At 69.0% G+C, this 23,445-nt stretch carries 19 protein-coding genes; 13 read left to right on the top strand and 6 right to left on the bottom strand.

Annotation, left to right across the window (positions count from 1 at the left end; genetic code table 11):
• Positions 1 to 114 precede the first annotated feature (114 nt).
• The 11 genes from PGN14_RS00705 (at position 115) to PGN14_RS00655 (ending at position 14,252) form a co-directional block, all read left to right on the top strand.
• Positions 115 to 1,641: an acyl-CoA carboxylase subunit beta gene (locus PGN14_RS00705; protein ID WP_335297489.1), complete on the top strand. Its 1,527-nt coding sequence runs from the start codon at positions 115 to 117 to the stop codon at positions 1,639 to 1,641.
• 114 nt (positions 1,642 to 1,755) lie between these two features.
• Positions 1,756 to 2,175, top strand: coding sequence for a methylmalonyl-CoA epimerase (mce, locus tag PGN14_RS00700; RefSeq protein WP_335298013.1), 420 nt, complete (start codon positions 1,756 to 1,758; stop codon positions 2,173 to 2,175).
• A 140-nt stretch (positions 2,176 to 2,315) separates the two neighbouring features.
• Complete coding sequence (locus tag PGN14_RS00695; protein WP_335297488.1) at positions 2,316 to 3,104, top strand: enoyl-CoA hydratase-related protein; 789 nt, start codon at positions 2,316 to 2,318, stop codon at positions 3,102 to 3,104.
• Complete coding sequence (locus PGN14_RS00690) at positions 3,105 to 3,698, top strand: histidine phosphatase family protein (RefSeq protein WP_335297487.1); 594 nt, start codon at positions 3,105 to 3,107, stop codon at positions 3,696 to 3,698. It abuts the gene before it with no gap.
• Positions 3,695 to 5,917, top strand: coding sequence for a methylmalonyl-CoA mutase (scpA, locus tag PGN14_RS00685; RefSeq protein ID WP_335297486.1), 2,223 nt, complete (start codon positions 3,695 to 3,697; stop codon positions 5,915 to 5,917). The genes PGN14_RS00690 and scpA overlap by 4 nt, the downstream gene beginning before the upstream one ends.
• Entirely contained in the window at positions 5,914 to 6,918 is a 1,005-nt protein-coding gene (gene bioB, locus PGN14_RS00680) for a biotin synthase BioB (RefSeq protein ID WP_335297485.1), read from the top strand. The genes scpA and bioB overlap by 4 nt, the downstream gene beginning before the upstream one ends.
• A 156-nt stretch (positions 6,919 to 7,074) precedes the next feature.
• The gene (locus PGN14_RS00675; RefSeq protein WP_335297484.1) at positions 7,075 to 9,045 is read left to right on the top strand and encodes an acetyl/propionyl/methylcrotonyl-CoA carboxylase subunit alpha; all 1,971 of its coding nucleotides are present in this window, start codon (positions 7,075 to 7,077) and stop codon (positions 9,043 to 9,045) included.
• Positions 9,046 to 9,245: 200 nt separating this feature from the next.
• Positions 9,246 to 10,718, top strand: coding sequence for an efflux transporter outer membrane subunit (locus tag PGN14_RS00670; protein ID WP_335297483.1), 1,473 nt, complete (start codon positions 9,246 to 9,248; stop codon positions 10,716 to 10,718).
• Complete coding sequence (locus PGN14_RS00665; RefSeq protein WP_335297481.1) at positions 10,718 to 12,130, top strand: efflux RND transporter periplasmic adaptor subunit; 1,413 nt, start codon at positions 10,718 to 10,720, stop codon at positions 12,128 to 12,130. Before PGN14_RS00670 ends, PGN14_RS00665 begins: the two co-directional genes overlap by 1 nt.
• Positions 12,042 to 12,839, top strand: a complete 798-nt coding sequence (locus tag PGN14_RS00660; RefSeq protein ID WP_335297480.1) for an ABC transporter ATP-binding protein — start codon at positions 12,042 to 12,044, stop codon at positions 12,837 to 12,839. The genes PGN14_RS00665 and PGN14_RS00660 overlap by 89 nt, the downstream gene beginning before the upstream one ends.
• 204 nt (positions 12,840 to 13,043) lie before the next feature.
• On the top strand, positions 13,044 to 14,252 hold the full coding sequence (locus PGN14_RS00655; RefSeq protein ID WP_335297479.1) for an ABC transporter permease: 1,209 nt from the start codon (positions 13,044 to 13,046) through the stop codon (positions 14,250 to 14,252).
• A 36-nt stretch (positions 14,253 to 14,288) separates the two neighbouring features.
• Here PGN14_RS00655 and PGN14_RS00650 read toward each other — a convergent pair whose 3' ends face one another.
• The 6 genes from PGN14_RS00650 to PGN14_RS00625 all read right to left on the bottom strand — a co-directional run bounded on the left by PGN14_RS00650 (position 14,289) and on the right by PGN14_RS00625 (position 22,040).
• Positions 14,289 to 14,915, bottom strand: a complete 627-nt coding sequence (locus PGN14_RS00650; RefSeq protein WP_335297478.1) for a nucleotidyltransferase family protein — start codon at positions 14,913 to 14,915, stop codon at positions 14,289 to 14,291.
• Entirely contained in the window at positions 14,902 to 15,825 is a 924-nt protein-coding gene (locus tag PGN14_RS00645) for an XdhC family protein (protein ID WP_335297476.1), read from the bottom strand. The genes PGN14_RS00650 and PGN14_RS00645 overlap by 14 nt, the downstream gene beginning before the upstream one ends.
• A gap of 119 nt (positions 15,826 to 15,944) precedes the next feature.
• The gene (locus PGN14_RS00640; RefSeq protein WP_335297475.1) at positions 15,945 to 17,954 is read right to left on the bottom strand and encodes a xanthine dehydrogenase family protein molybdopterin-binding subunit; all 2,010 of its coding nucleotides are present in this window, start codon (positions 17,952 to 17,954) and stop codon (positions 15,945 to 15,947) included.
• Between the two features lie 374 nt (positions 17,955 to 18,328).
• A complete protein-coding gene (locus PGN14_RS00635; RefSeq protein WP_335297474.1) occupies positions 18,329 to 20,578 on the bottom strand; it encodes a xanthine dehydrogenase family protein molybdopterin-binding subunit in 2,250 nt (749 codons plus the stop codon).
• Positions 20,575 to 21,540 (bottom strand): FAD binding domain-containing protein, encoded by a 966-nt coding sequence (locus tag PGN14_RS00630; protein WP_335297473.1) that lies wholly within the window; start codon positions 21,538 to 21,540, stop codon positions 20,575 to 20,577. The genes PGN14_RS00635 and PGN14_RS00630 overlap by 4 nt, the downstream gene beginning before the upstream one ends.
• Positions 21,537 to 22,040, bottom strand: coding sequence for a 2Fe-2S iron-sulfur cluster-binding protein (locus PGN14_RS00625; RefSeq protein WP_335297472.1), 504 nt, complete (start codon positions 22,038 to 22,040; stop codon positions 21,537 to 21,539). The genes PGN14_RS00630 and PGN14_RS00625 overlap by 4 nt, the downstream gene beginning before the upstream one ends.
• A 124-nt stretch (positions 22,041 to 22,164) precedes the next feature.
• Here PGN14_RS00625 and PGN14_RS00620 point away from each other — a divergent pair, with 124 nt between their 5' ends.
• Together PGN14_RS00620 and PGN14_RS00615 are read left to right on the top strand one after the other, a co-directional pair.
• Entirely contained in the window at positions 22,165 to 23,130 is a 966-nt protein-coding gene (locus PGN14_RS00620; RefSeq protein WP_335298012.1) for a glycerophosphodiester phosphodiesterase, read from the top strand.
• A 1-nt stretch (position 23,131) separates the two neighbouring features.
• Positions 23,132 to 23,383 carry a hypothetical protein gene (locus PGN14_RS00615; RefSeq protein WP_335297471.1) on the top strand — a complete coding sequence of 84 codons (252 nt, stop codon included), beginning with the start codon at positions 23,132 to 23,134 and terminating at the stop codon, positions 23,381 to 23,383.
• Positions 23,384 to 23,445: the final 62 nt, after the last annotated feature.

Below are 23,445 nucleotides of genomic sequence, written 5' to 3'. Positions count from 1 at the left end.
AGCACGAACGGCACAGATAATTCGCAAATCATCCATTCGCAACTTCGCAACTTCACATTTGCCCTGTGCGCCGACCGCGGGCAGGAAGGCCCCTCGCGCCAGAAGGAGAGTTGGATGTCGTCCACCATCGCGGAACTGGAGAAGCGCCGTGCCGCCGCGCGGATCGGCGGCGGGCAGAAGCGCATCGACGCGCAGCATGCCAAGGGCAAGCTGACCGCGCGCGAGCGGCTCGACGTGCTGCTCGACGAAGGCAGTTTCGAGGAGCTCGACATGTTCGTCGAGCACAATTGCGTCGATTTCGGGATGCAGGATCAGGTGGTGCCGGGTGACGGCGTGGTCACCGGATCGGGGACGATCAACGGGCGGCTGGTGTTCGTCTTCTCGCAGGATTTCACCGTCTTCGGCGGCTCGCTGTCGGAGCGGCATGCGCAGAAGATTTGCAAGATCATGGACATGGCGATGAAGGTCGGTGCGCCGGTGATCGGCCTCAACGACAGCGGCGGCGCGCGCATCCAGGAAGGCGTGGCGTCGCTGGGCGGCTATGCCGAGGTGTTCCAGCGCAACGTGCTGGCATCGGGCGTGGTGCCGCAGCTCTCCCTCATCATGGGGCCGTGCGCGGGCGGTGCGGTCTATTCGCCGGCGATGACCGACTTCATCTTCATGGTGAAGGATTCCAGCTACATGTTCGTCACCGGCCCCGACGTGGTGAAGACGGTGACCAACGAGGTGGTGACGCAGGAGGCGCTGGGCGGCGCGGTGACGCACACCACCAAGACCAGCGTCGCCGACGTCGCGTTCGAGGACGATATCGAGGCGCTGCTGGCGGCGCGCGACTTCATCGACTTCCTGCCTGCCTCGAACCGGGACGGCGTGCCGGAACGGCCGACCGACGACCCCTGGGACCGTATCGAGGAAAGCCTCGACACGCTGATCCCGGCGAGCGCCAATCAGCCCTACGACATGCACGAGCTGATCCGGAAGGTCGTCGACGAAGGCGATTTCTTCGAGGTGCAGCCCGCGCATGGCGGCAACATCATCACCGGCTTCGGCCGCGTCGAGGGGCGCACCGTCGGCATCGTCGCCAACCAGCCGATGGTGCTGGCGGGCGTGCTCGACATCAATTCCAGCCGCAAGGGCGCGCGCTTCGTCCGCTTCTGCGACGCTTTCGAGATCCCGATCGTCACCTTCGTCGATGTCCCCGGCTTCCTGCCCGGCACCGCGCAGGAGCATAACGGGATCATCAAGCACGGGGCGAAGCTGCTGTTCGCCTATGCCGAGGCGACCGTGCCCAAGATCACCGTCATCACGCGCAAGGCCTATGGCGGCGCCTATGACGTGATGGCGTCGAAGCATTTGCGCGGCGATCTGAACTACGCCTGGCCGACCGCGGAGATCGCGGTGATGGGCGCCAAGGGCGCGGTGGAGATCATCTTCCGCGGGCTGAACGAGGTCGGCATCGCGGAGAAGACCGCGGAATATGAGGCGCGCTTCGCCAATCCGTTCGTGGCGGCGAGCAAGGGCTTCGTCGACGAGGTGATCCAGCCGCACTCGACCCGCCGCCGGATCGCGCTGGGGCTGCGCAAGCTGCGGCACAAGAGCCTCGAAAATCCGTGGAAGAAGCATGACAATATCCCGCTGTGACATCCTCCCCGGAACGGGGAGGGGGACCAGCCGCAGGCTGGTGGAGGGGGTTGGCCGCAAACGTTGCGTTGCGCGGCGGTCCCCGCCCCCGGGGCGAGGAGGAGTGAAATGACGATGAACCTGGGCCGCCTCAACCATGTCGGCGTCGCGACACCGTCGATTGCCAAGTCGATCGAAACCTATCGCACGCTGCTCGGCGCGGAGGCGATCGGCGAGCCGTTCGACCTGCAGGCGCAGGGGGTGAAGGTATGCTTCATCGACGCGCCCAATACGCAGATCGAACTGATCGAGCCGTATGACCAGAACTCCCCGATCGCGGGCTATCTGAAGAAGAACCCGGCGGGCGGGCAGCATCACGTCTGTTTCGAGGTGCCCGACATCCATGCCGCGGTGGCGCATCTGAAGGAAAACGGTGCGACCGTGCTGGGCGAGCCGCGGATCGGTGCGCACGGGACGCCGATCGTCTTCGTTCATCCCAAGGATTTCGGCGGGATGCTGGTGGAACTGATGGAAGAGCCGAAGGAGGCTCATTGAGGACACTCCGTTCGTCCTGAGGAGCTGCTGAGCTTGTCGAAGCGGCGTCTCGAAGGACGGGTGGTTCGAGAGGAGCCCCGGATCAGGTCCGGGGTCAGCCTCTCCTCACCACGAACGGCAATTGGAAGAGGAGAGCGGATATGGCCGATTACGAAACGATCCTGACCGAGAAGAAGGGCGACGTCCTCGTCGTTACGCTCAACCGGCCGGAGCGGCTCAACGCCGCCTCGCTCCAGATGGCGGAGGACCTGTCGGTCGCGCTGTACGATCTGCAGGGCGCGCGCGCGGTGCTGATCACCGGCGCGGGGCGTGCCTTCTGCTCGGGCGCGGACCTGCAGGCGCGCGGAGCGGACAGCGCGGTGAAGGGTGGCGACGCCAGCCACCGTGCGCTGATGAACTATTACAATCCCGCGCTCAGCCAGATCATGCGGCTGCCGGTGCCGGTCGTCACCGCGGTGAACGGCCCGGCGGCGGGCGTGGGCTGCTCGATCGGCCTGTCGGGCGACTTCGTGTTCGCGGGCAAGTCGGCCTATTTCCTCCAGGCGTTCGTCAACATCGGGCTGGTCCCCGACGGCGGATCGACGTGGCTGCTGACGAAGGCGATCGGCAAGGCGCGCGCGACGCAGATGATGATGCTGGGCGAGCGGATCGGCGCGGACCAGGCGCAGGAATGGGGCCTGATCTACAAGGCGGTCGAGGATGCCGCGTTGCAGGACGAGGCGCTGGCGCTCGCCACCCGTCTGGCCGCGGGACCGACGGTGGCGCTGGCGACGATGCGCCGCAACATCATGACCGCGCTGGACGGCACGTTCGACGAGGTGCTGCGTGCCGAGGCCGAGGGACAGCGGATCGCCGGCGGCAGCGAGGATGCGCGCGAAGGCGGGCGCAGCTTCCTGGAGAAGCGCAAGCCGGCGTTCCAGGGCAAGTAAGTGAGCGTCGCGCTCTACCTGTCGCACCCCGAGGTGCGGATCGACCCCGCGGTGCCGGTGCCGCGCTGGGGTCTGTCCGCGGCAGGGCGCGCGCGGGTGGAGGCGATCCGCGATCGCGCATGGCTGCGCGACGTCGAGCGGATCGTCAGCAGCGACGAGGACAAGGCACAGGAAACCGCGCGGCTGATCGGTGACGCGATCGGCGTGGCGGTGGAGGTCGGTCGCGACATGGGCGAGAACGATCGCTCCGCCACCGGCTTCCTGCCGCCCGACGAGTTCGAGGCGACCGCGGACGCCTTCTTCGCCACCCCCGACGTGTCGGTGCGCGGATGGGAGACAGCGCGCGACGCCCAGACGCGGATCGTCGCCGCGATCCGCGAGACGCTGGCGGGGCAGGAGGTGCGGCCGACGCTGTTCGTCGGGCACGGCGGGGTCGGCACGCTGCTGGCCTGTGCGGTGCGCGGCGCCCCGATCGACCGCGCGCACGACCAGGGCCGCGTGGCGGGCGCCAACCCGCGCGGCGGAAATGTCCACGGCTTCGCGAGCGATATGCGCGACGCCCTGTTCGGCTGGAGGCCGATGGAAGAGCTATGAGCAACGACCCCATGATCGAGACCAACACCGGCGAGGATAGCGGCGCGGCGCCCAAGCCCGTGTCGTCCCCCGCGCCTGCCCGGAGCGCGCCGACGATCGACGCCTGGGCGGCCGCCGCGGCGAAGGAGGTGAAGGGCAAGGACCTCACCTGGGCGACGCCGGAGGGGATCGACGTCAAGCCGCTCTACACCGCCGACGACGTCGGCGACTGGGAGCCGGGGTTGCCCGGCTTCGCGCCGTTCACGCGCGGGGTGCGCGCGTCGATGTATGCGGGGCGGCCGTGGACGATCCGGCAATATGCCGGCTTCTCGACCGCGGAGGAGTCGAACGCTTTCTATCACCGCAACCTGAAGGCGGGGCAGAAGGGGCTGTCGGTCGCGTTCGACCTCGCCACGCACCGCGGCTATGACAGCGACCATCCGCGCGTGACCGGCGACGTCGGCAAGGCGGGCGTGGCGATCGACAGCGTCGAGGATATGAAGATCCTGTTCGACGGCATCCCGCTCGACCAGATGTCGGTCAGCATGACGATGAACGGCGCGGTGATCCCGATCCTCGCCTTCTTCATCGTTGCGGGCGAGGAACAGGGGGTCGAGCGCAAGTTGCTCGACGGGACCATCCAGAACGACATCCTGAAGGAGTTCATGGTCCGCAACACCTATATCTACCCGCCCGAACCCAGCATGCGCATCATCAGCGACATCTTCGGCTATACCAGCCGCGAGATGCCGAAGTTCAATTCCATCTCCATCTCCGGCTATCATATGCAGGAGGCCGGCGCGACGCAGGTGCAGGAGCTGGCCTTCACCATCGCCGACGGCATGGAATATGTGAAATACGGCGTCGCCAGCGGGCTGGACATCGACAAGTTCGCCGGGCGGCTCAGCTTCTTCTTCGCGATCGGCATGAATTTCTTCATGGAGATCGCGAAGCTGCGCGCCGCGCGCGTGCTGTGGCATCGCGTGATGACGCAGCTGGGCGCGAAGGACGAGCGCAGCAAGATGCTGCGCACGCATTGCCAGACCAGCGGCGTCTCGCTGACCGAGCAGGACCCGTACAACAACGTCATGCGCACCACGATCGAGGCGATGGCGGCGATGCTGGGGGGGACGCAGTCGCTCCACACCAACGCGCTGGACGAGGCGATCGCGCTGCCGACCGACTTCTCCGCCCGGATCGCGCGCAACACGCAGCTGGTGATCCAGGAGGAGACCGGCATGTGCAATGTCGTCGATCCGCTGGGCGGCAGCTATTATATCGAGGCGCTGACGAAGCGGCTGGTCGACGATGCTTGGGAGATCATCGCGCGCGTCGAGCGCGAGGGCGGCATGGCCAAGGCGGTCGGCGCGGGCTGGCCCAAGGCGATGATCGAGGAAGCCAGCGCCGCGCGTGCGGCGCGGGTCGATCGCGGCGAGGACGTGATCGTCGGCGTCAACAAATACCGCAAGGATAACGAGGATCCGATCGAGATCCTCGATGTCGACAATCACGCGGTGCGCGAGGCGCAGATCCGCCGCATCAACAAGATGAAGGCGGAGCGTGACGAGGACGCCTGCCGCGCCGCGCTGGATGCGCTGCGCGAGGGCGCGAAGGGCGACGGCAACCTGCTGGAACTGGCGGTCGAGTGCGCGCGGCGGCGTGCGACGCTAGGCGAGATTTCCAGCGCAATGGAGGATGTGTTCGGTCGCTACGGCACGCAGCCGACGCCGGTGAAGGGCATCTATGGTGGTGCCTATCAGGAGGATGCACGCTGGGCGCGGCTGCTGCGCGGGGTCGAGGCGGTGGAGCGCCGGCTGGGCCGTCGTCCGCGCATGTTCGTCGCCAAGATGGGGCAGGACGGGCACGACCGCGGCGCCAATCTGGTGAGCAGCATGTTCGGCGATCTCGGCTTCGAGGTGGTGCCCGGCCCGCTGTTCCAGACACCCAAGGAGGCGTCCGAACTGGCGTTGAAGAAGGACGTCGACGTCGTCGGCGCGTCCAGTCTGGCGGCCGGGCACAAGACGCTGATCCCCGAGCTGATCGGCCATCTGCGCGAGGCCGGGCGGCCCGACATCAAGGTGGTGGCGGGCGGCGTGATCCCCGCGCAGGACTATCAGGCGCTGTTCGACGCGGGCGTGCAGGCGATCTTCGGTCCGGGGACGAACCTGATCGCGGCGGCCGAAGACGTGCTACGGCTGCTGGGGCACAACATGCCCCCGCAGGAGGAAGCCGCAGAATGACGACCCGTACCGACTGGACCCGTGACGAAATCGCGGATCTCTTCGACCTGCCGTTCGACGAGCTGATGTACCGCGCGCAGACGGTGCATCGCGCGCATCATGCGGTGGGTGAGGTGCAATTGTGCACGCTGCTGTCGATCAAGACCGGCGGCTGTCCGGAGGATTGCGGCTATTGCTCGCAATCGGTCGCCGCCGACAGCGGGGTCAAGGCGACCAGGCTGATGGACGTGCAGGCGGTGCTCCAGCGCGCGGCGGAGGCGAAGGACGCCGGATCGCAGCGCTTCTGCATGGGCGCGGCGTGGCGCAACCCCAAGGACCGCGACATGGACGCGATCGTCCAGATGGTCGAGGGCGTGCGCGGCATGGGAATGGAGACCTGCATGACGCTGGGGATGCTCACCCCGGCGCAGGCGGACCGGCTCGCCGCGGCGGGGCTCGACTATTACAACCACAATATCGACACCTCGCCCGAGCGTTATGGCGAGGTCATCACCACGCGGACGTTCGGCGAGCGGCTGGAGACGCTGGAGAACGTCCGTCAGGCGGGGATCAACGTGTGCTGCGGCGGGATCGTCGGCATGGGGGAGACGCGCGAGGATCGCGTCGGCTTCGTCCATGCGCTGGCCACGCTGCCGCGGCATCCCGAAAGCGTGCCGGTCAACGCGCTGGTGCCGGTGAAGGGCACGGTGCTGGGCGACATGCTGGCGGACACGCCGCTCGCGAAGATCGACGATATCGAGTTCGTCCGCACCGTCGCGGTCGCGCGGATCACGATGCCGCTCAGCATGGTGCGGCTGTCGGCGGGGCGCGAGAGCATGTCGGAGGCGACGCAGGCCTTGTGCTTCATGGCGGGTGCGAATTCGATCTTCACCGGCGACAAGCTGCTGACCACCGGCAACCGCGGCGACAGCGCCGACGCCGCGCTGTTCGCGAAGCTGGGCGTGCGTGCGATGCAGGCCGAGGAACCGATGCGGGCGCGGGCGTGCGAGGCGGCGGAATGAGCCGACGAAGTATCGTCACCCCGGACTTGATCCGGGGTCCCGCTGCTTCGGCGGGCAGGAAGTGAGCGGGACCCCGGGTCAAGCCCGGGGTGACGAGGACGTAATCTGAGCCGGGCGCGAACCGCCACGGGATCACGGACCGGAAGAGGGTAGAGGATGTTCAAGAAGATCCTGGTCGCCAATCGTGGCGAGATCGCGTGTCGGGTGTTCCGCACCGCCAAGAAGATGGGGATCGCGACGGTCGCGGTCTATTCGGACGCGGACGCGCGCAGCCCGCACGTACTGATGGCGGACGAGGCGGTGCGACTGGGGCCGGCGCCGGCGGCGGAAAGCTACCTCAAGGCGGACCTGATCCTGCTGGCGGCGAAGGAGACCGGCGCGGACTGCATCCACCCCGGCTATGGCTTCCTCAGCGAGCGCGAGAGCTTCGCCAGAGCGTGCGCGGACGCGGGCATCGCCTTCGTCGGGCCGCCGCCCAAGGCGATCGCCGCGATGGGCGACAAGATCGAGTCGAAGAAGCTGGCGAAGCAGGCCGGCGTCAACGTCGTTCCCGGCTTCCTGGGGGAGATCGCGGACACCGATGCCGCGGTGAAGATCGCCAACGACATCGGCTATCCGGTGATGATGAAGGCGTCGGCGGGCGGCGGCGGCAAGGGGATGCGGCTCGCCTGGTCCGAGAAGGACGTGCGCGAAGGCTTCGAGGCGACCAAGCGCGAGGGGCTGGCGTCGTTCGGCGACGACCGCGTCTTCATCGAGAAGTTCATCGAAAGCCCGCGGCATATCGAGATCCAGGTGCTGGGCGACCAGCACGGCAATATCGTTTATCTCAACGAGCGCGAATGTTCGGTGCAGCGCCGCCACCAGAAGGTGGTCGAGGAAGCGCCATCGCCGTTCGTGACGCCGAAGATGCGCAAGGCGATGGGCGAGCAGGCGGTCGCGCTGGCGCGTGCGGTCGGCTATTTCAGCGCCGGCACGGTCGAGCTGATCGTCAGCGGCGCGGACAAGACCGGCGAGAGCTTCTATTTCCTTGAGATGAACACCCGCCTTCAGGTCGAGCATCCCGTCACCGAGGAGATCACCGGGCTCGATCTGGTCGAGCAGATGATCCGCGTCGCGGCGGGCGAGAAACTGTCGTTTGGGCAGAAGGATGTGAAGATCAACGGCTGGTCGGTCGAGAACCGCGTCTATGCCGAGGATCCGTATCGCGGCTTCCTGCCGTCGATCGGGCGGCTGGTGCGCTATCGTCCGCCCGCGGCCGGTGCGGGCGTGCGCGTCGACGACGGCGTGCGCGAGGGTGGCGAGGTCAGCATGTTCTACGATCCCATGATCGCCAAGCTGGTAACGCACGGGAAGACGCGCGAGGAGGCGATCGACAGGCAGGTCGCCGCGCTCGACGCGTTCGAGATCGAGGGGCCGGGGACGAATCTGGATTTCCTCTCCGCGCTGATGCAGCATCCGCGCTTCCGCTCCGGCAACATCACCACCGGGTTCATCGCGGAGGAATATCCCGAGGGGTTCCATGGCGCGCCGGCGGACGATGCGCTGGTCGCGACGCTGGCCGGCGTCGCCGCGGTGGCGGCGCACGACAAGGCGGCGCGCGCGCGCTCGATCGACGGGCAATTGGGTCACGCGCTGGCGGCACCGACCGAATGGGTGGTGCGCGTCGGCAAGCGCGACCATCGCGTGGTACTGGCGGACGGCACGGTGTCGGTCGATGGCAAGGCACTGCCGGATGCGGTCGACTACGCCTCGCTGGATCGCACCGCGCGGGTCGGCGGGGTGACGGTGAAGGTCGCGCCGACGCGCGCCGGCTTCACGCTGACCGCACGCGGCGCGGCGCACAAGGTGCGTGCGCTGCCGGCGCGGATTGCGGGCTATGCCCGGCATCTGATCGAGAAGGTGCCGCCCGATCTCTCCAAGTTCCTGATCGCGCCGATGCCGGGGCTGCTGGTGCGGCTGGACGTGGCCGAGGGCGATCGGGTCGAGGCGGGTCAGGCACTGGCGGTGGTCGAGGCGATGAAAATGGAGAACATCCTGCGCGCCGAGAAATCCGCGACGGTAAAGACGGTCAGCGCCAAGGCCGGCGAGAGCCTAGCGGTCGATCAGGTGATCCTCGAACTGGAGTAGGCGCGCACGGTCGCCCCACGTACACCGTCACCCCGGGCTTGACCCGGGGTCCAGGGTTCCGCGCGCCAATCCAGGTGAGGGGCGCGGCGCCCTGGATGCCGGGTCAAGTCCGGCATGACGGCGAGAACGTGTCAAACCCGCGACATATCGCGACAGTTTCGGCCTTTACGCGCCCGTCATCCCCCTTCATGCACGACGGCATGCGCTGCCGCCCCCTCGTCCCCCTCCTGTCGCTCGCGGTGGCGGGGTGCAGCGTGGGGCCGGACTATCGCCCGCAGACGCCGGCCGAGCTTGGTGTGCCCGCCGCCTTCTCCGTCCCCGCCGCGCCGACGCGCGAGGATTTGACGCGCTGGTGGCGGCGGTTCGACGATCCGGTGCTGGGGCAGTTGGTCGAGCGGGCCGCGGCCGCCAATCTGGACGTGGCGCAGGCGGTGGCGCGGCTGCGCCAGGCGCGCGAGGCGCTGGTGCAGAGCCGCGCCGACCTGCTTCCCAGCGTCAGCGGTACTGCGGGCTATAGCCGGTCGGAGACGCTGGCGGGCGGCGGGCAGACGATCACGCTGCCCGACGGCACCGTCCAGAACGTCGGCGGGGGCGGGGCCAACAACTTCTCGCTGGGCGCCAGCGCGCAATATCAGCTGGGGCTGTTCGGCGAGGTGCGCCGCACGATCGAGGCGAGCCGCGCGGACTATCAGGCGTCCGGGTTCGATTATGCCACGACGCTGCTGTCGGTCGAGCAGGAGGTGGCGCGCAATTACGTGCTGGCGCGGCTGTATCAGGCGCAGCTGGCGAACGCGCGTGCATCGCTCGCCTTGCAGGACGACAATCTGGAGATCGCCGGGTTCCGCGTGCAGGCCGGGCTGGTGTCCTCGCTCGATCAGGAACAGGCGCGGGTCCAGCGCGCGCAGACCGCGGCGACGATCCCGACGCTGGAGCAGCAATATAATGCAGCCGTCTCGCGGCTGGGCGTGCTGACCGCGCAGGCGCCGGGTGCGCTGAAGCCGTTGATGGCCAGCGTGCGGGCGATCCCGGTCGGGCTGCCCGCGCAGGGCGTCGGCATCCCCGCGGACGTGCTGCGCCAGCGACCCGACGTGCGCGCGGCCGAGCGGCAGCTGGCCGGTGCGACCGCGCGGATCGGGGTGGCGGAGGCCGCGCTCTACCCCAATCTGGCGATCAGCGGGAACATCAACACGCGTGCCGGCACGATCGGCAGCCTGCTCGACACCGTTACCGGCGGGCTGTTCGCGGGGGTGACGCAGGCGATCTTCAACGGCGGGCGGCTGCGCAGCCAGGTGCGCGGGCAGCGCGCCGCCGCCGATGCCGCGCTCGCCGCGTACAAGGGGACGGTGCTGACCGCGCTGGAGGATGTCGAGAATGCGGTCGTCGCGCTCGACACCGCGCAGCGGCGCGAGGCGACGCTGGCGACCGCGGCGGATGCCGCCGATGCCGCCGCGATCCTGTCGCGCAGCCTGTATCGCAGCGGGCTGACCGATTTCACGACGCTGAGCCAGCAGGAGGCCGCCGCCTTGTCCGCACGCAACGGCGTGGCGCAGGCGCGCGCCGATGCGGCGACGGCGCTGGTCCAGCTGTTCGGGGCGTTGGGCGGCGGCTGGGACGCCGCGATCGTGCCCACGGCGCCCGCCACCCCCTCTTCCGTTCCCGCAGGAACCCCCTGATGGCCGATACCGCACTCGACGATTTCCTGGGGGTGAAGCCGCAGCCGGCGTGGCGCCGCTGGGCGAAATGGGCGCTGGTGGCGGCGGGCGTCGTGCTGCTGCTGCTGGTGCTGTCGCGCTGCGTGTTCGGCGGCGGGCAGGACGTGCGCTATGCCACCACCCCGGCGCAGCGCGGCAACTTGACCGTCACCGTGTCCGCGACGGGCAAGCTGGCGCCGACCAATCAGGTGACGGTCGGCTCGCAGCTCTCCGGGCTGGTCACGCGCGTGGTGGTCGACGTCAACGACCGCGTCGTGGCGAACCAGCCGCTGGCGCTGATCGATCCCGAACAGATCGACGACCAGATCCGCGCCGGTCAGGCCACGCTCGCCGCGAACGAGGCGCAGGTGAACCAGGCCCGCGCCACCGTCGCCGAGACTCAGGCGCAGCTGGCACGGTTGCAGGAAGTGTACCGCCTGTCGAACGGTCGCGTCCCGTCGAAGACCGAGCTGCAGACCGGGCAGGCCGATGCGCAGCGCGCGGTCGCCGCGCTGAAGGTGGCGGAGGCCAATGTCACCGCGGCGCGCGCGCAGCTGTCGCAATCGCAGACGCAGCGCGCGCGCGCGATCATCCGCTCCCCCGTCAACGGCGTGGTGCTGGCGCGGCAGGTCGACCCCGGCCAGACCGTGGCCGCGTCGTTCAACACGCCGACGCTGTTCGTGATCGCCGAGGATCTGACGCGCATGAAGCTGGAGGTCGCGATCGACGAGGCCGACGTGGGCGAGGTGCGCAACGGGCAGAAGGCCAGCTTCACCGTCGATGCCTTCCCCGGCCGCACCTTCCCGGCGACGATCACGCGCGTCGACCTGGGGTCGAACCTGACGGTCAGCAACGCGACGTCCTCCACCTCCACGACCGGCAGCAGCACGACCAGCACGACCGGGCAGGTGGTATCCTATGCCGCCGACCTGACCGTTTCCAACCCGACGCTGCAATTGCGTCCCGGCATGACCGCGACCGCGGACATCGTCACCGCGGACAAGCGCAACGTGCTGCTGGTCCCCAACGCCGCCTTCCGCTTCAAGCCGTCGAGCGGGGCGGGGGCGAGCGGCGGAGGCATCACCGGGTCGATCATCCCGCGCGGGCCGCGTCGCGGCGGTGGCGGGGCGGAACGCAGCGCGCAGGTCGGCCGCGGCGCGACGCAGACGCTGTACGTCGTCGGCGACGACGGCAAGCCGCGCGCGGTCCAGGTCACCACCGGCGACACCAACGGATCGCAGACCGAGGTGCTGTCGGGCGGGCTGACCGCGGGGATGCCGGTCATCACCGGGCAATTGTCGAGCGATGGCGCAGGTGGGGGCGCAGGTGGCGGCGGTTCCAGTGGCAGCGGCGGGCAGCGGCGGCGCGCGGCGGGCGGGGCCGGTGGCCAGTAGCGCCGACCCGCTCATCGCGCTGCGTGGCGTCACCAAGGTCTATGGCACCGGGGCGACGCAGTTCCACGCGCTCAAGGGCATCGACCTCGACATCGTGGCGGGCGATTTCGTCGCGGTGATGGGGCCGTCCGGCTCCGGCAAGTCGACGACGATGAACATCCTGGGCTGTCTGGACGTGCCGAGCGCGGGCACGTTCCTGTTCCGCGGGCACCATGTCGAGACGCTGGACCGCGACCAGCGCGCGCTGCTGCGGCGGCGCTATCTCGGCTTCGTGTTCCAGGGGTTCAACCTGCTGTCGCGCACCAGCGCGCTGGAGAATGTCGAACTGCCGCTGTTGTATCGCGGCGACGAGAAGCGCGCGCGGCGTGACCGCGCGATGGCCGCGCTGGAGAAGGTGGGCCTCGACCAATGGTGGGACCATACGCCCGCCGAACTGTCCGGCGGGCAGCAGCAGCGCGTCGCGATCGCGCGCGCGATCGTGACCGAGCCCGACGTGCTGCTGGCGGACGAACCGACCGGCAACCTCGATTCGGAACGCTCGGTGGAGATCATGGAATTGCTGACTGGGCTGAACCGCGACGTCGGGATCACCGTGCTGATGGTGACGCACGAACCCGACATGGCGGCGTTCGCGCGGACGTTGGTGCATTTCAAGGACGGGCTGGTCGAGCGGATCGAGACGCACGCGCAGGGGGAGGCGGTGGCGTGAGGACACATGTCGCCCTCGCCCCTGCAAGGGGAGAGGGATACGGAGACTTGGCGGCCGTGCCGCCTAGTCGCAGTTGGGTGAGGGGTGAGCGGCGCGATGCGCCGCGCGCGCCCGCGGCGCGCACCACCCCTCACCAAGCTGCGCTAGCGAGCAGGCTCGCAAGCTTCGCTATCCTCTCCCCTGGCCAGGGGAGAGGGCGTTAGGATGCTCGGCACCACCTTCCTCCTCGCGATCCGCTCGATCCGGCGGCATCTGCTGCGGTCGTTCCTGACCATCCTCGGCATCGTCATCGGCGTCGGCGCGGTCGTCACCATGGTGACGCTGGGCAAGGCGACCACCGCGGCGGTGCAGTCGCAGATCGCGGCGCTGGGCACCAACATCCTCCAGATCCGCCCCGGTCAGGGCTTCGGCCGCGGCGGCGGCGGGCCGCGTCCGCCCGATTTCGCGCCGGAGGACGTGAGCGCGATCGCGGAGCAGATCGCGGGCGTCACCGCGGTCGCCCCGCAGGCGCAGTCGACCGCCACCGCGATCTACGAAGGTGCGAACTGGTCGACCACGATCAACGGGACCACCGCCGCCTATTTCCAGGTCCAGCCGTGGCCGTTGGTCGCCGGGCGGCAATGGACCCCGGCGGAGGAGCAGGCGGGCAAGGCGGTGTGCATCATCGGCAATACCGTGCGCCAGAACCTGTTCCGCGGCGGCGATGCGGTGGGGCAGCGCTTCCGGCTGGGCAACGTCAGCTGCGACGTGATCGGATTGCTGTCGACGCGCGGGCAGGCCGGGTTCGGCGGCGATCAGGACGATGTCGTCATCATGCCGATCAAGGCGGTGCAACGCCGCTTCACCGGCAATCGCGACGTCCGGCTGATGCTGGTGGGGGTGGACCAGGCCTATGCCACCGCGACCGTGCAGGCCGGGATCACCGACCTGCTGCGCGAGCGCCGTCGCATCGACGGCGGGCGCGAGGACAATTTCAACATCTTCGACACCAAGCAGATTTCGGACACGCTGACCGGCACCACCACCGCGCTGACCCGGATCGTCGCGGCGGTGGCGGCGATCAGCCTGGTGGTGGGCGGGATCGGCATCATGAACATCATGCTGGTGAGCGTCACCGAACGCACGCGCGAGATTGGCATCCGCCTCGCCATCGGTGCGGTCGCGCGCGAGGTGCTGTTGCAGTTCCTGGTCGAGGCGGTGGTGCTATCGTGCCTGGGCGGGCTGATCGGGCTGGTGATCGCGCAGGGGGTGATCGCGGGGCTGACCCCGCTGTTGCAGGTGCCGTGGACGTTCGACCCGCAGATCAACCTGGTGGCGTTCGCGATCTCCGCGGTGATCGGGGTGGTGTTCGGCTATTTCCCCGCACGCCGCGCGGCGGCGCTGAACCCGATCGACGCGTTGCGGCACGAATAACTTTCGTCACCCCGGATCAGGTCCGGGGTGACGAACCTATTTGCGGATCGCGTGCGAATCCATCCGGTTCAACGGCTCCGGCGCGTGGACCAGCCGTTGTAGCTCCTTCAGGTCCTCGCGCGTGTCGACGTCGATCAGCTCGGCTGCGTTGGTGACGACGTGGCGCCCGGCCTGGATCAGGTCGCGCGCGCCCTGATCGCCGCTGATCGCGAGCACGTCGTCGAAGCGGGCGCGCCCGAACAGCGCGGGTGGCCTGGGCGACACGCCGTCGCTCGACGCGACCACCGCGTCCTCGCTGTCGGCGGCATCCATCAGGCGATAGATGTGCGACGCGGTGACGCGCGGCATGTCGGCGAGCGCGATCAGCACCGCATGCGCGTCGAGCGCGCGCGCGCATTCCACCCCCATCCGCACCGACGAGGCCATGTCGCGGTCGGGATCCTCGTTGTGGAGCACGGTAAAGCCGTGCTGCGCGTAATCGAGCCGGCACCCGTCGACCACCGCGATGCGCCGCTTGAACGGCATGTCTTCCAGCGCGACCGCGACATGCAGCCCCAGCGGGCGTGACAGGAACGGCTGGTCCAGCTTGCTGCCGACATCGCCGAACCGCTCCGACCGGCCGGCCGCGAGGAGGATGAGGACGGTATCTTCAACGGCGATCATGGAACGCTCCCACCATGGCGGCGGCGATCGACAGCGCGATCTCCGCCGGGCCGATCGCACCGATGTCGATCCCCACGGGGCCATCGATGCGATCGAGCTGATCCGCATCAACGCCCATCTGCGTCAGGCGCTCCCGCCGCGCGGCATGGCTCTTGCGGCTGCCGAGCGCGCCGACATAGGCGGTGTCGGCGGCAAGCGCCGCGACCAGCGCGGGGTCGTCGATCTTGGTATCGTGGCTCAGCGTCACCACCGCGGTCGAGGGGCCGGGCGTCCACGCCGCCACGGCCTCGTCGGGCCAGCGATCGTCGAGCGTGACGCCGGGGAACCGCTCCTCGGTCAGGAACCGGCCGCGCGGGTCGATCACCACCGTCTCGATCCCCAGCGTCGCGGCGAGCGCGGCGAGCGACTGCGCGATCTGCACCGCGCCGACGATCAACAGCCGGCGCGGCGGGTCGTAGCGGTTGGCGAACACCTCGCCCGTTTCCACGGGGCGCAGGTCGGCATGGCCGCTGGCGAGGTCGGTGGTGACGGTCAGGGCGCGGCCGGCGTCGCGCGCCTCCGCGATCCGGTCGAACAATTCGGGGTCGAAGCCTTCGGCGGAGACCGGCTGGACCATGACCGATATCTGTCCGCCGCACGGCAGCCCCACCTCCCATGCGCTGTCGTCGGCAACGCCATAGGTCTTCACCTGAAACGGTTCGCCCGCGATGACGCGCGCGGCGGTGTCGAGGATCTCGCCCTCGACGCAGCCGCCGGAGACGGAGCCTTCGAAGCGGCCGTCCTCATGCACCAGCATATGGCTGCCGCGCGGACGCGGCGCGCTGCCCCAGGTCGAGACGACGGTGGCGAGCGCGAGGCGCGCACCCTTCCAGTCGCGGGCGGCGGCGAGGACGGAATCGTTGTCGGCCATGTCTTTGCTTTCTCGTGCGCCCTCACCCTTCCGCGGCTTTGCCGCTCCCTCCCTCTCCCGGCGGGAGAGGGAAGGGGCCCGCCCGGCGTAGCCGGGTGGGAAGGGTGAGGGTGATTGTTTCAGACCGCCGGCAACCCCGCCAGCAGCGTGTCGAGCGTCACCGGCACCTCGCGGGTGCGGATACCGGTGGCGTTGTAGATCGCGTTGACCACCGCCGCGCCGGCACCCGAAATGCCCAGCTCGCCGACACCCTTCGCGCCGGCCTGGTTGGCGGCATCGTCGATCTCCTCGATGAAATGGCATTCGATCTGCGGCACGTCGGCATTCACCGCGACGTGATATTCGCCGAAATCGGGGTTCACGAATCGTCCCGTGCGGGTGTCGACCACCGCCGCCTCGCCCAGCGCGTAGCTGACGCCCCATACCATTCCGCCGACGATCTGGTTGCCCGCGGTCGCGCGGTTGAGGACGCGGCCGACGTCGAACACGCCCAGCATCCGGCGCACGCGCACCTCGCCGGTGACCGCGTTGACCGCCACCTCGCAGAATTGCGCGCCGTGGCTGGCCTGGCTGGTCTTCTTCGCCTGTGCGCCGGGACGGCTCTTGCCCTCGCCCGTGATCGGCTGCCCGCGGACCAGTTCGGCGAGCGGTACCTGCCGCCCGTCCGCGGTGACGCAGCCGTCGGCGAGCGACAGTTCCTCGGGCGCGGCGTTCATCCGGCGCGCGAGTTCGGCGACGATATCCTCGCACGCCAGCGCCGCGGCCGAGGCCGCGCTGCCGGCGCCGAACGACCCGCCGGAGCCGGCGCTCTTGGGATAGTTGGTGTCGCCGATCCGCACGTCGACCTCGCCGGGCGACAGGCCCAGGATCTCCGCCACGGTCTGCGCCAGGATGGTATAGGTGCCGGTGCCGATATCGGTCATGTCGCATTCGACCGCGGCGCGGCCGTTCGCCTCCAGCCGTACCGTCGCCGCCGCCTCGACGGTGAAATTGCCACGCAGGCTGGCGGCCATGCCGATGCCGATCAGCCAGTCGCCCTCGCGCACGCTGCCCGGCGCGGGGACGCGATCGGGCCAGCCGAAGCGGCGTGCGCCCTCGTCATAGCATTCCAGCATCTTGCGGGTGGAGAAGGGCTTGCCGCTGGTGGGATCGCGCTCCGGTTCGTTGCGGCGGCGCAGCTCGATCGGATCGAGGTCGAGCCGCTCGGCGAGTTCGTCCATCGCGCATTCCACCGCGAAGGTGCCGATCGCCTCGCCCGGCGCGCGCACCGCGCCGGTGGGCGGCAGGTCGACGCGGACCAGATCGGTGCGGAAGCGTCGCGCCGCACCGGCATAGAGCGGGATCGAGCCGAACGGGATCGGCTCCAGGAACGCGCTGTCGTCGTTCTGCGCCGCGACGCCTTCATGCGCGAAGGCGGCGATGCGCCCGTTCTTGTCGCATGCAATGCGGACGCGCTGCGTCGTCGCGCTGCGGTGATGGACCAGATAGGCGGTGTCGCGGCGGGGCAGCGCGACCTTGACCGGGCGACGCAGCTTCTCCGCGGCGATCGCGGCCATGACGACCTCCGGCCCGACCCCTGTCTTCCCGCCGAAGCCGCCGCCGACATAGGGGGCGAGGACGCGGACGCGCTCCGCGGGCAGTCCCATCGCCTTGGCGATCGTGCCCTGCGCGCCGCCGATCACCTGGTTGCTGGAGCGCACCGTCAGCACGTCGCCCTCCCACCAGATGGTGGAGGCATGCGGCTCCAGCGCGGCAGGGAAGTGGACGGGGGTCTCGTAGGTGGCGTCGAATGTCACCTCGGCGTCGGCCAGCGCGGCCTCGACATCGCCGATGTCGATCGCGGGCAGGAAGCCCAGCTTGTGATCGCGCTGGACCGGCTCCGTCGCCATGTCGAAGCGGCCCTCCTTGGCGTCCACTTCGACCCGGACCAGCGTCGCGCCCTCGCGCGCGGCGGCCTGCGTCTCCGCAACGACGATCGCCACCGGCTGGCCGTGGTGGAAGATGCGGTCGGTGCCCTGCGACGGCATCGCGCGGGAGTTGCCCTCGCCCGCGGGGATGCGCGGATCGTCGTGGATGACGGCGACGACGCCGGGAAGCGCCTTGGCCGCGGCGTCGTCGATCCAGGCCACGCGCCCCGCTGCCGACCGGCGCGCCGACGATCGCGGCGTAGAGCGTCCCCTCCGGCGCATGTTCATAGGCGTAGGTCGCGGCGCCGGTGACCTTCAACGGCCCCTCGACGCGCGCGATCGGGGCGCCGAGCACACCCTGCCGGGCGCGGGCGAGCGCGCCGGGGCGCTCCGCGGTGTCGATCGCCTGTTCGGTCATCTGCCCCTCCGTTCGTTCACCCAACCCCGTTCACCCTGAGGAGAGGCTGAGCCTGTCGAAGCCTCGTCTCGAAGAGGACGCGCAACGCATGTGCTTCGAGACGGCACTTCGGCAGGCTCAGTGCCTCCTCAGCACGAACGGAGGGGGGATCCTGAGCGATATCATAAGCCGCGCCCGCTCAGTCCGGCAATCCTTCCAGCAGCTTGTCGCAGGTGATCGGGAAGTCGCGCACGCGCACGCCGGTGGCGTTGTAGATCGCATTGGCGATCGCCGCGCCCGCGCCGGAGATACCCAGTTCGCCGATCCCCTTGGCATGGATCGGATTGGCGTGGATGTCGCGCTCTTCCACGAAATGGACGTCGAGCTGCGGCACGTCGGCGTTTACGGGGACGTGATATTCGGCGAGATCGCGGTTGACGACCTTGCCGTTGCGCGGATCGTGGACCAGCTCCTCCGACAAAGCGGCGCCGATGCCGAAGGTCATGCCGCCCAGGCATTGCGATCGCGCGGTTTTGGCGTTCAGGATGCGCCCGGCGGCGAACACGCCCAGCATCCGCTCGACACGGATCTCGCCGGTGACGGCGTTGACCTTCACCTCGGCGAAATGCGCGCCATAGCTGGCCTGGTTGAACAGTTTCTCCTGCTTGCCCGGTGCGATCTCGCCGGTGACGGTGATGCCCTCGCCGACCAGTTCGGTGACGTCCACCGCGCGGTTCTGCGCGATGGCCCGACCGTCCTTCAGCGTCAGTTCCTCAGGTGCAACCTCCATCGCCTTGGCCAGCTTTTCGCGGATCCCCTCGCACGCGAGATAGACCGAGGAGCCGGACGATCCCGCCCCCCACGATCCGCCCGATCCCGCCGCCGGGGGCGCGGCGCCATCGCCCAGATGGACGATGACGCGGTCGAGCGGCAGCCCCAGCGTCTCCGCCGCGATCTGCGCCAGGATGGTGTAGGTGCCGGTGCCGATATCGGTCATGTCGGTCGACACGATTGCGCGCCCGTCGGTGGTCAGCTCGACCGAGGCCGACGACTTCTGGAGCATGTTCGACCGCACCGCCGCGGCCATGCCGATGCCGTGCCACCATTCGCCGCGGCGGTCGCTCGCGGGCCGGGTCTTGCGATCCGACCAGCCGAAAAGCTCCGCACCCTTGTCCATGCACGCGACCAGCGAGCGCGAGGAGAAGGGGACTTGCTTCTCGGGATCCTGCGACGGCTCGTTGCGGCGGCGCAGCTCGATCGGGTCGATACCGATCGTCTCGGCGAGTTCGTCCATCGCGGATTCGAGCGCCAGCATCCCCACCGCCTCGCCCGGCGCGCGCATCGATCCCGCCAGCAGCCAGTTGAGCCGCACGATCTTGTGATCGACCAGCCGGTTCTCGCCCGCATAGGCGAAATGTGTCCCCATGCCGGCGGGTTCGAAGAAATCCTCACCCGGCAGGTTGCTGACCAATGTCTCATGCGCGATCGCGGTCAGCCGGCCGTCGGCGTCCGCGCCCAGCCGGATGCGCTGTTCGGTATTGGAGCGGCGGACGGTCGCGTCGAACACCTGCTGGCGCGCCATCGCGACCTTGACCGGGCGGCCCAGCTTCTTCGCGGCGATCGCGGCGGCGACGCTCTCCGGCGCGATGCCCAGCTTGGAGCCGAACCCGCCGCCGACATAGCGCGAGATGATCCGCACCTTGTCCTCGCCCACGCCCAGTGCCTTGGCGAGCTGCATCTGGTCGGACGCCACCATCTGGTACGCGCCGTGGAGCAGCAAGGTGCCGTCCTCCTTCCACTCCGCGATCGAGGCGTGCGGCTCCATCGCAGCGGAATTCTGGCTCGGCGTGGTATAGGTGGCGTCGAGCGTGAACGCGGCCTGTGCCATCGCGGCGTCGACATCGCCCTGCTCGGTGCGCGGCGGGATCTGGTCGGGCGGCGGCGTTTCCGCCTCAGTACGATGTGCCTCGAACACGAACGCACCCTTGATGGGTTCGTGGGTCACCGTCACCAGCTGCGCCGCCTCGCGCGCGGCCTCGAAGGTTTCGGCGACGACGATCGCGACGATCTCGCCGAAGTAATCGACCTTCTCGACCCCTTGCGTCGGCGCCTTGGTCTCGCCGCCCTGCTGCGGATTGCGGATGAAGGTCGGGTAATCGGTGACGATGTCGATCACGCCCGCCACCGACCGCGCCGCGTCGGTGACGACGTCGGTGATCGTGCCCGAGCCGAAGGTAGCGCGCACCAGCACGCCATAGGCGAGCTTCTCCGCCGGATATTCCGCGGCATAGGTGGCGCGGCCGGATACCTTCAGCGGCCCCTCGACGCGATCGAGCGGCCGGCCGATCACGCCCTGCGCGCCGGTGTCGAGCAGGCTGTCGGGATGCGGCTGATCCATCGTCAGGCTGCGCGTGTCGTCGCGGCCCAGGATCTTGGAAATCAGGTTCATTGCGTCAGCTCCCGCAGCGTGGCGATCAGCGTGCGGCGCACCAACGGGATCTTGAAGTCGTTCGACCCGAACCCGCGCGCGTCCTTCACCAGCGCGTCCGCAGCGGCGTTGAACGCCGCGTCGGACGGCTCCTGCCCGACCAGCGCCGCTTCCACCGCGGCATCGCGCCACGGCATGTGCGCCAGCCCACCGAAGGCGAGCGCGGCGGACGCGATGCGGCCGTCCTTCACCTCGACCACGCCCGCGATCGACACCAACGCGAAGGCATAGGAGGCGCGGTCGCGCACCTTGCGATAGACCTGCCGGCCCGCGGGCGGCGCGGGCAGCTCGACATGGGTGATAAGCTCGCCGGCCGTCAGCACATTCTCCACCTGCGGCGTGTCGCCGGGCAGGCGGTAGAAGTCGGCGATGGGGATACGCCGCTTGTCGCCATCGGTCGCCTGCGTCACGATCACCGCGTCGAGCGCGCGCATCGCCACCGGCATGTCGCCGGGGTGGGTGGCGATACACTGGTCGCTGGTCCCCAGGATCGCGTGGATGCGGTTGAACCCGCCGATCGCCTCGCACCCGCTGCCCGGCTCGCGCTTGTTGCAGCCCGCGGCGGTGTCGTAGAAATAATAGCAGCGCGTGCGCTGGAGCAAATTGCCCCCGGTCGTCGCCTTGTTGCGCAGCTGGCCCGAGGCACCGGCGAGCAGCGCGCGGCTCAGCACCTCGTATTTCGCGATGACGCGCGGATCGGCGGCGAGGTCGCTGTTGGGCACCAAGGCGCCGATCGTCAGCCCGCCGTCCTCGCGCTCCTCGATCCGGTTCAGGTCGAGGCGGCTGATGTCGACCAGCTTCTCGGGCGTTTCCACCTGCAACTTCATCAGGTCGAGCAGGTTGGTGCCCCCCGCGATGAACCGCCCGCCGGCGCGCACCGCCTCTTCCACGCTCGCGGCGCGGGCATAGTCGAAGGTCTTCATGCGTCCACCTTGGTGCTGGCGACCTCGCGGATCGCATCGACGATATTGGGATAGGCGGCGCAGCGGCAGATGTTGCCGCTCATCCGCTCGCTGATCTCCGCATCGTCGAGCGCGACACGGGTCAGGTCCGCACTGGCATGGCTGGGCCAGCCCTTCGCGACCTCGTCCAGCATGCCGACCGCGGAGCAGATCTGCCCCGGCGTGCAATAGCCGCACTGATATCCGTCGTGGCGGACGAACGCGTCCTGCATCGGATGCAGGTCGCCGACGCTGCCCAGCCCCTCGATCGTCACGATCTCGTCATCCTGATGCATCACGGCGAGCGTGAGGCACGCGTTGATGCGGCGGCCGTTCACCAGCATGGTGCACGCCCCGCACTGGCCGTGGTCGCAGCCCTTCTTGCTGCCGGTCAGCCCGAGATGCTCGCGGGCCAGGTCGAGCAGCGAGGTGCGGATGTCGACCTCCGCCTCATAGGATTTTCCGTTGATGGTGAAGTGCATGGACCAGCCTTTCGGTATCCCGGGTGAAACTCCGTCGCGCGGGTTGAGGTCCGTGCGAACCATTCTCATCGCCATGGCCGCGGGCGTGCTGGCGTCGGCCTGCGCGACCGGGCAGAAGGTGGCGATGTCGGCAACGTCCTCTCCCCTTATCATTGCGCATCGCGGCGCCAGCGGCGAGCGACCGGAACACAGCATCGCCAGCTATACGCTCGCGATCAAGCAGGGCGCGGACGTGATCGAACCCGATCTGGTGCCGACGAAGGACGACGTGCTGGTGGCACGGCACGAGAATGAGATTTCGGAGACGACCGATGTCGCGCAGCACCCGGAATTCGCGTCGCGGCGCACGACGAAGACGGTCGACGGCCAGACGCTGACCGGCTGGTTCACCGAGGATTTCACGCTCGCCGAGCTGAAGACGCTGCGCGTCAAGGAGCGGCTGCCGCAGCTTCGCCCCGGCAACACCGCCTATGACGGGCAGGAGACGATCCCGACCTTCGCCGAGGTGATCGCGCTGGCCAAGGCGAACCATGTCGGCATCTATCCCGAGACGAAGCACCCGACCTATTTCGCCGCGATCGGCCATCCGACCGACGCACTGGTGGTGAAGGCGCTGCGCGAGGCGGGGTGGGACAGCCGCGAGGCGCCGGTGTTCCTCCAGTCGTTCGAGGTGGACAATCTCAAGCGGCTGGCGGGGATGACGAAGGTGCGGCTGATCCAGCTGATGGACGGCAGCGGCGCGCCGGCGGATGGGGCGCAGCCCAGTTATGCCGCGATGACCACGCCGGAGGGGCTGCGCGCGGTGGCGCGCTATGCCTATGGCATCGGGCCGAACAAGGCGATGCTGTGGAACGGCACCGCGCCCAGCACCCTGGTCGCGGACGCGCATGCCGCGGGGCTGAAGGTGCATCCCTGGACCTATCGCGCGGAGAATTACTTCCTGCCCGAGCGCTTCCGCCGCGGCACCGATCCGCGCGCGCATGGCGATGTGGTGGCGGAGATCCGTTCGGCGCTGGCGCAGGGGATCGACGGGTTCTTTACCGACTTTCCTGCTATGGGGGTGGCCGCCACGGGGCGGGGAGTGAAGTGACATGCGTATCATGGGCGTGCTGGCCGCGGCCGGCCTGATGCTGGCGACGGGCGGGTGCGTCAGCACGGTGGCGAACGTCGTCACCGCGCCGGTGAAGCTGGCGGGCAAGGCGGTCGGCGGCACCGTCGACATGATGACCACCAGCGAGAAGGAGCGCGACGAGAAATACGTCCGCCAGATGCGCAAGCGCGACGAGGCCGAGCAGAAAAGGATTCGCGAATGCCGCAAGCATCCGGAGCGCTGCGAGGGGTAGAGTCGCGCGGGGAAGCCAGAAAAAGCTCCTCCCCTTCAGGGGAGGGGATGGGGGTGGGGGGT

Source organism: Sphingomonas adhaesiva, assembly GCF_036946305.1.
Taxonomy (GTDB): Bacteria; Pseudomonadota; Alphaproteobacteria; order Sphingomonadales; family Sphingomonadaceae; genus Sphingomonas; species Sphingomonas adhaesiva_B.
The sequence above is the reverse complement of the archived record's forward strand: the minus strand, read 5'-3'. Positions and strand labels throughout refer to the sequence as shown.

Bases quoted from the DNA above. Each gene is read 5' to 3' on its own strand.
- PGN14_RS00705 (WP_335297489.1), top strand. From the start codon at position 115: ATGTCGTCCACCATCGCGGAACTGGAGAAGCGCCGTGCCGCCGCGCGG.
- mce (WP_335298013.1), top strand. From the start codon at position 1,756: ATGAACCTGGGCCGCCTCAACCATGTCGGCGTCGCGACACCGTCGATT.
- PGN14_RS00695 (WP_335297488.1), top strand. From the start codon at position 2,316: ATGGCCGATTACGAAACGATCCTGACCGAGAAGAAGGGCGACGTCCTC.
- scpA (WP_335297486.1), top strand. From the start codon at position 3,695: ATGAGCAACGACCCCATGATCGAGACCAACACCGGCGAGGATAGCGGC.
- bioB (WP_335297485.1), top strand. From the start codon at position 5,914: ATGACGACCCGTACCGACTGGACCCGTGACGAAATCGCGGATCTCTTC.
- PGN14_RS00675 (WP_335297484.1), top strand. From the start codon at position 7,075: ATGTTCAAGAAGATCCTGGTCGCCAATCGTGGCGAGATCGCGTGTCGG.
- PGN14_RS00670 (WP_335297483.1), top strand. From the start codon at position 9,246: ATGCGCTGCCGCCCCCTCGTCCCCCTCCTGTCGCTCGCGGTGGCGGGG.
- PGN14_RS00665 (WP_335297481.1), top strand. From the start codon at position 10,718: ATGGCCGATACCGCACTCGACGATTTCCTGGGGGTGAAGCCGCAGCCG.
- PGN14_RS00660 (WP_335297480.1), top strand. From the start codon at position 12,042: ATGGCGCAGGTGGGGGCGCAGGTGGCGGCGGTTCCAGTGGCAGCGGCG.
- PGN14_RS00655 (WP_335297479.1), top strand. From the start codon at position 13,044: ATGCTCGGCACCACCTTCCTCCTCGCGATCCGCTCGATCCGGCGGCAT.
- PGN14_RS00650 (WP_335297478.1), bottom strand. From the start codon at position 14,915: ATGATCGCCGTTGAAGATACCGTCCTCATCCTCCTCGCGGCCGGCCGG.
- PGN14_RS00645 (WP_335297476.1), bottom strand. From the start codon at position 15,825: ATGGCCGACAACGATTCCGTCCTCGCCGCCGCCCGCGACTGGAAGGGT.
- PGN14_RS00635 (WP_335297474.1), bottom strand. From the start codon at position 20,578: ATGAACCTGATTTCCAAGATCCTGGGCCGCGACGACACGCGCAGCCTG.
- PGN14_RS00630 (WP_335297473.1), bottom strand. From the start codon at position 21,540: ATGAAGACCTTCGACTATGCCCGCGCCGCGAGCGTGGAAGAGGCGGTG.
- PGN14_RS00625 (WP_335297472.1), bottom strand. From the start codon at position 22,040: ATGCACTTCACCATCAACGGAAAATCCTATGAGGCGGAGGTCGACATC.
- PGN14_RS00620 (WP_335298012.1), top strand. From the start codon at position 22,165: ATGTCGGCAACGTCCTCTCCCCTTATCATTGCGCATCGCGGCGCCAGC.
- PGN14_RS00615 (WP_335297471.1), top strand. From the start codon at position 23,132: ATGCGTATCATGGGCGTGCTGGCCGCGGCCGGCCTGATGCTGGCGACG.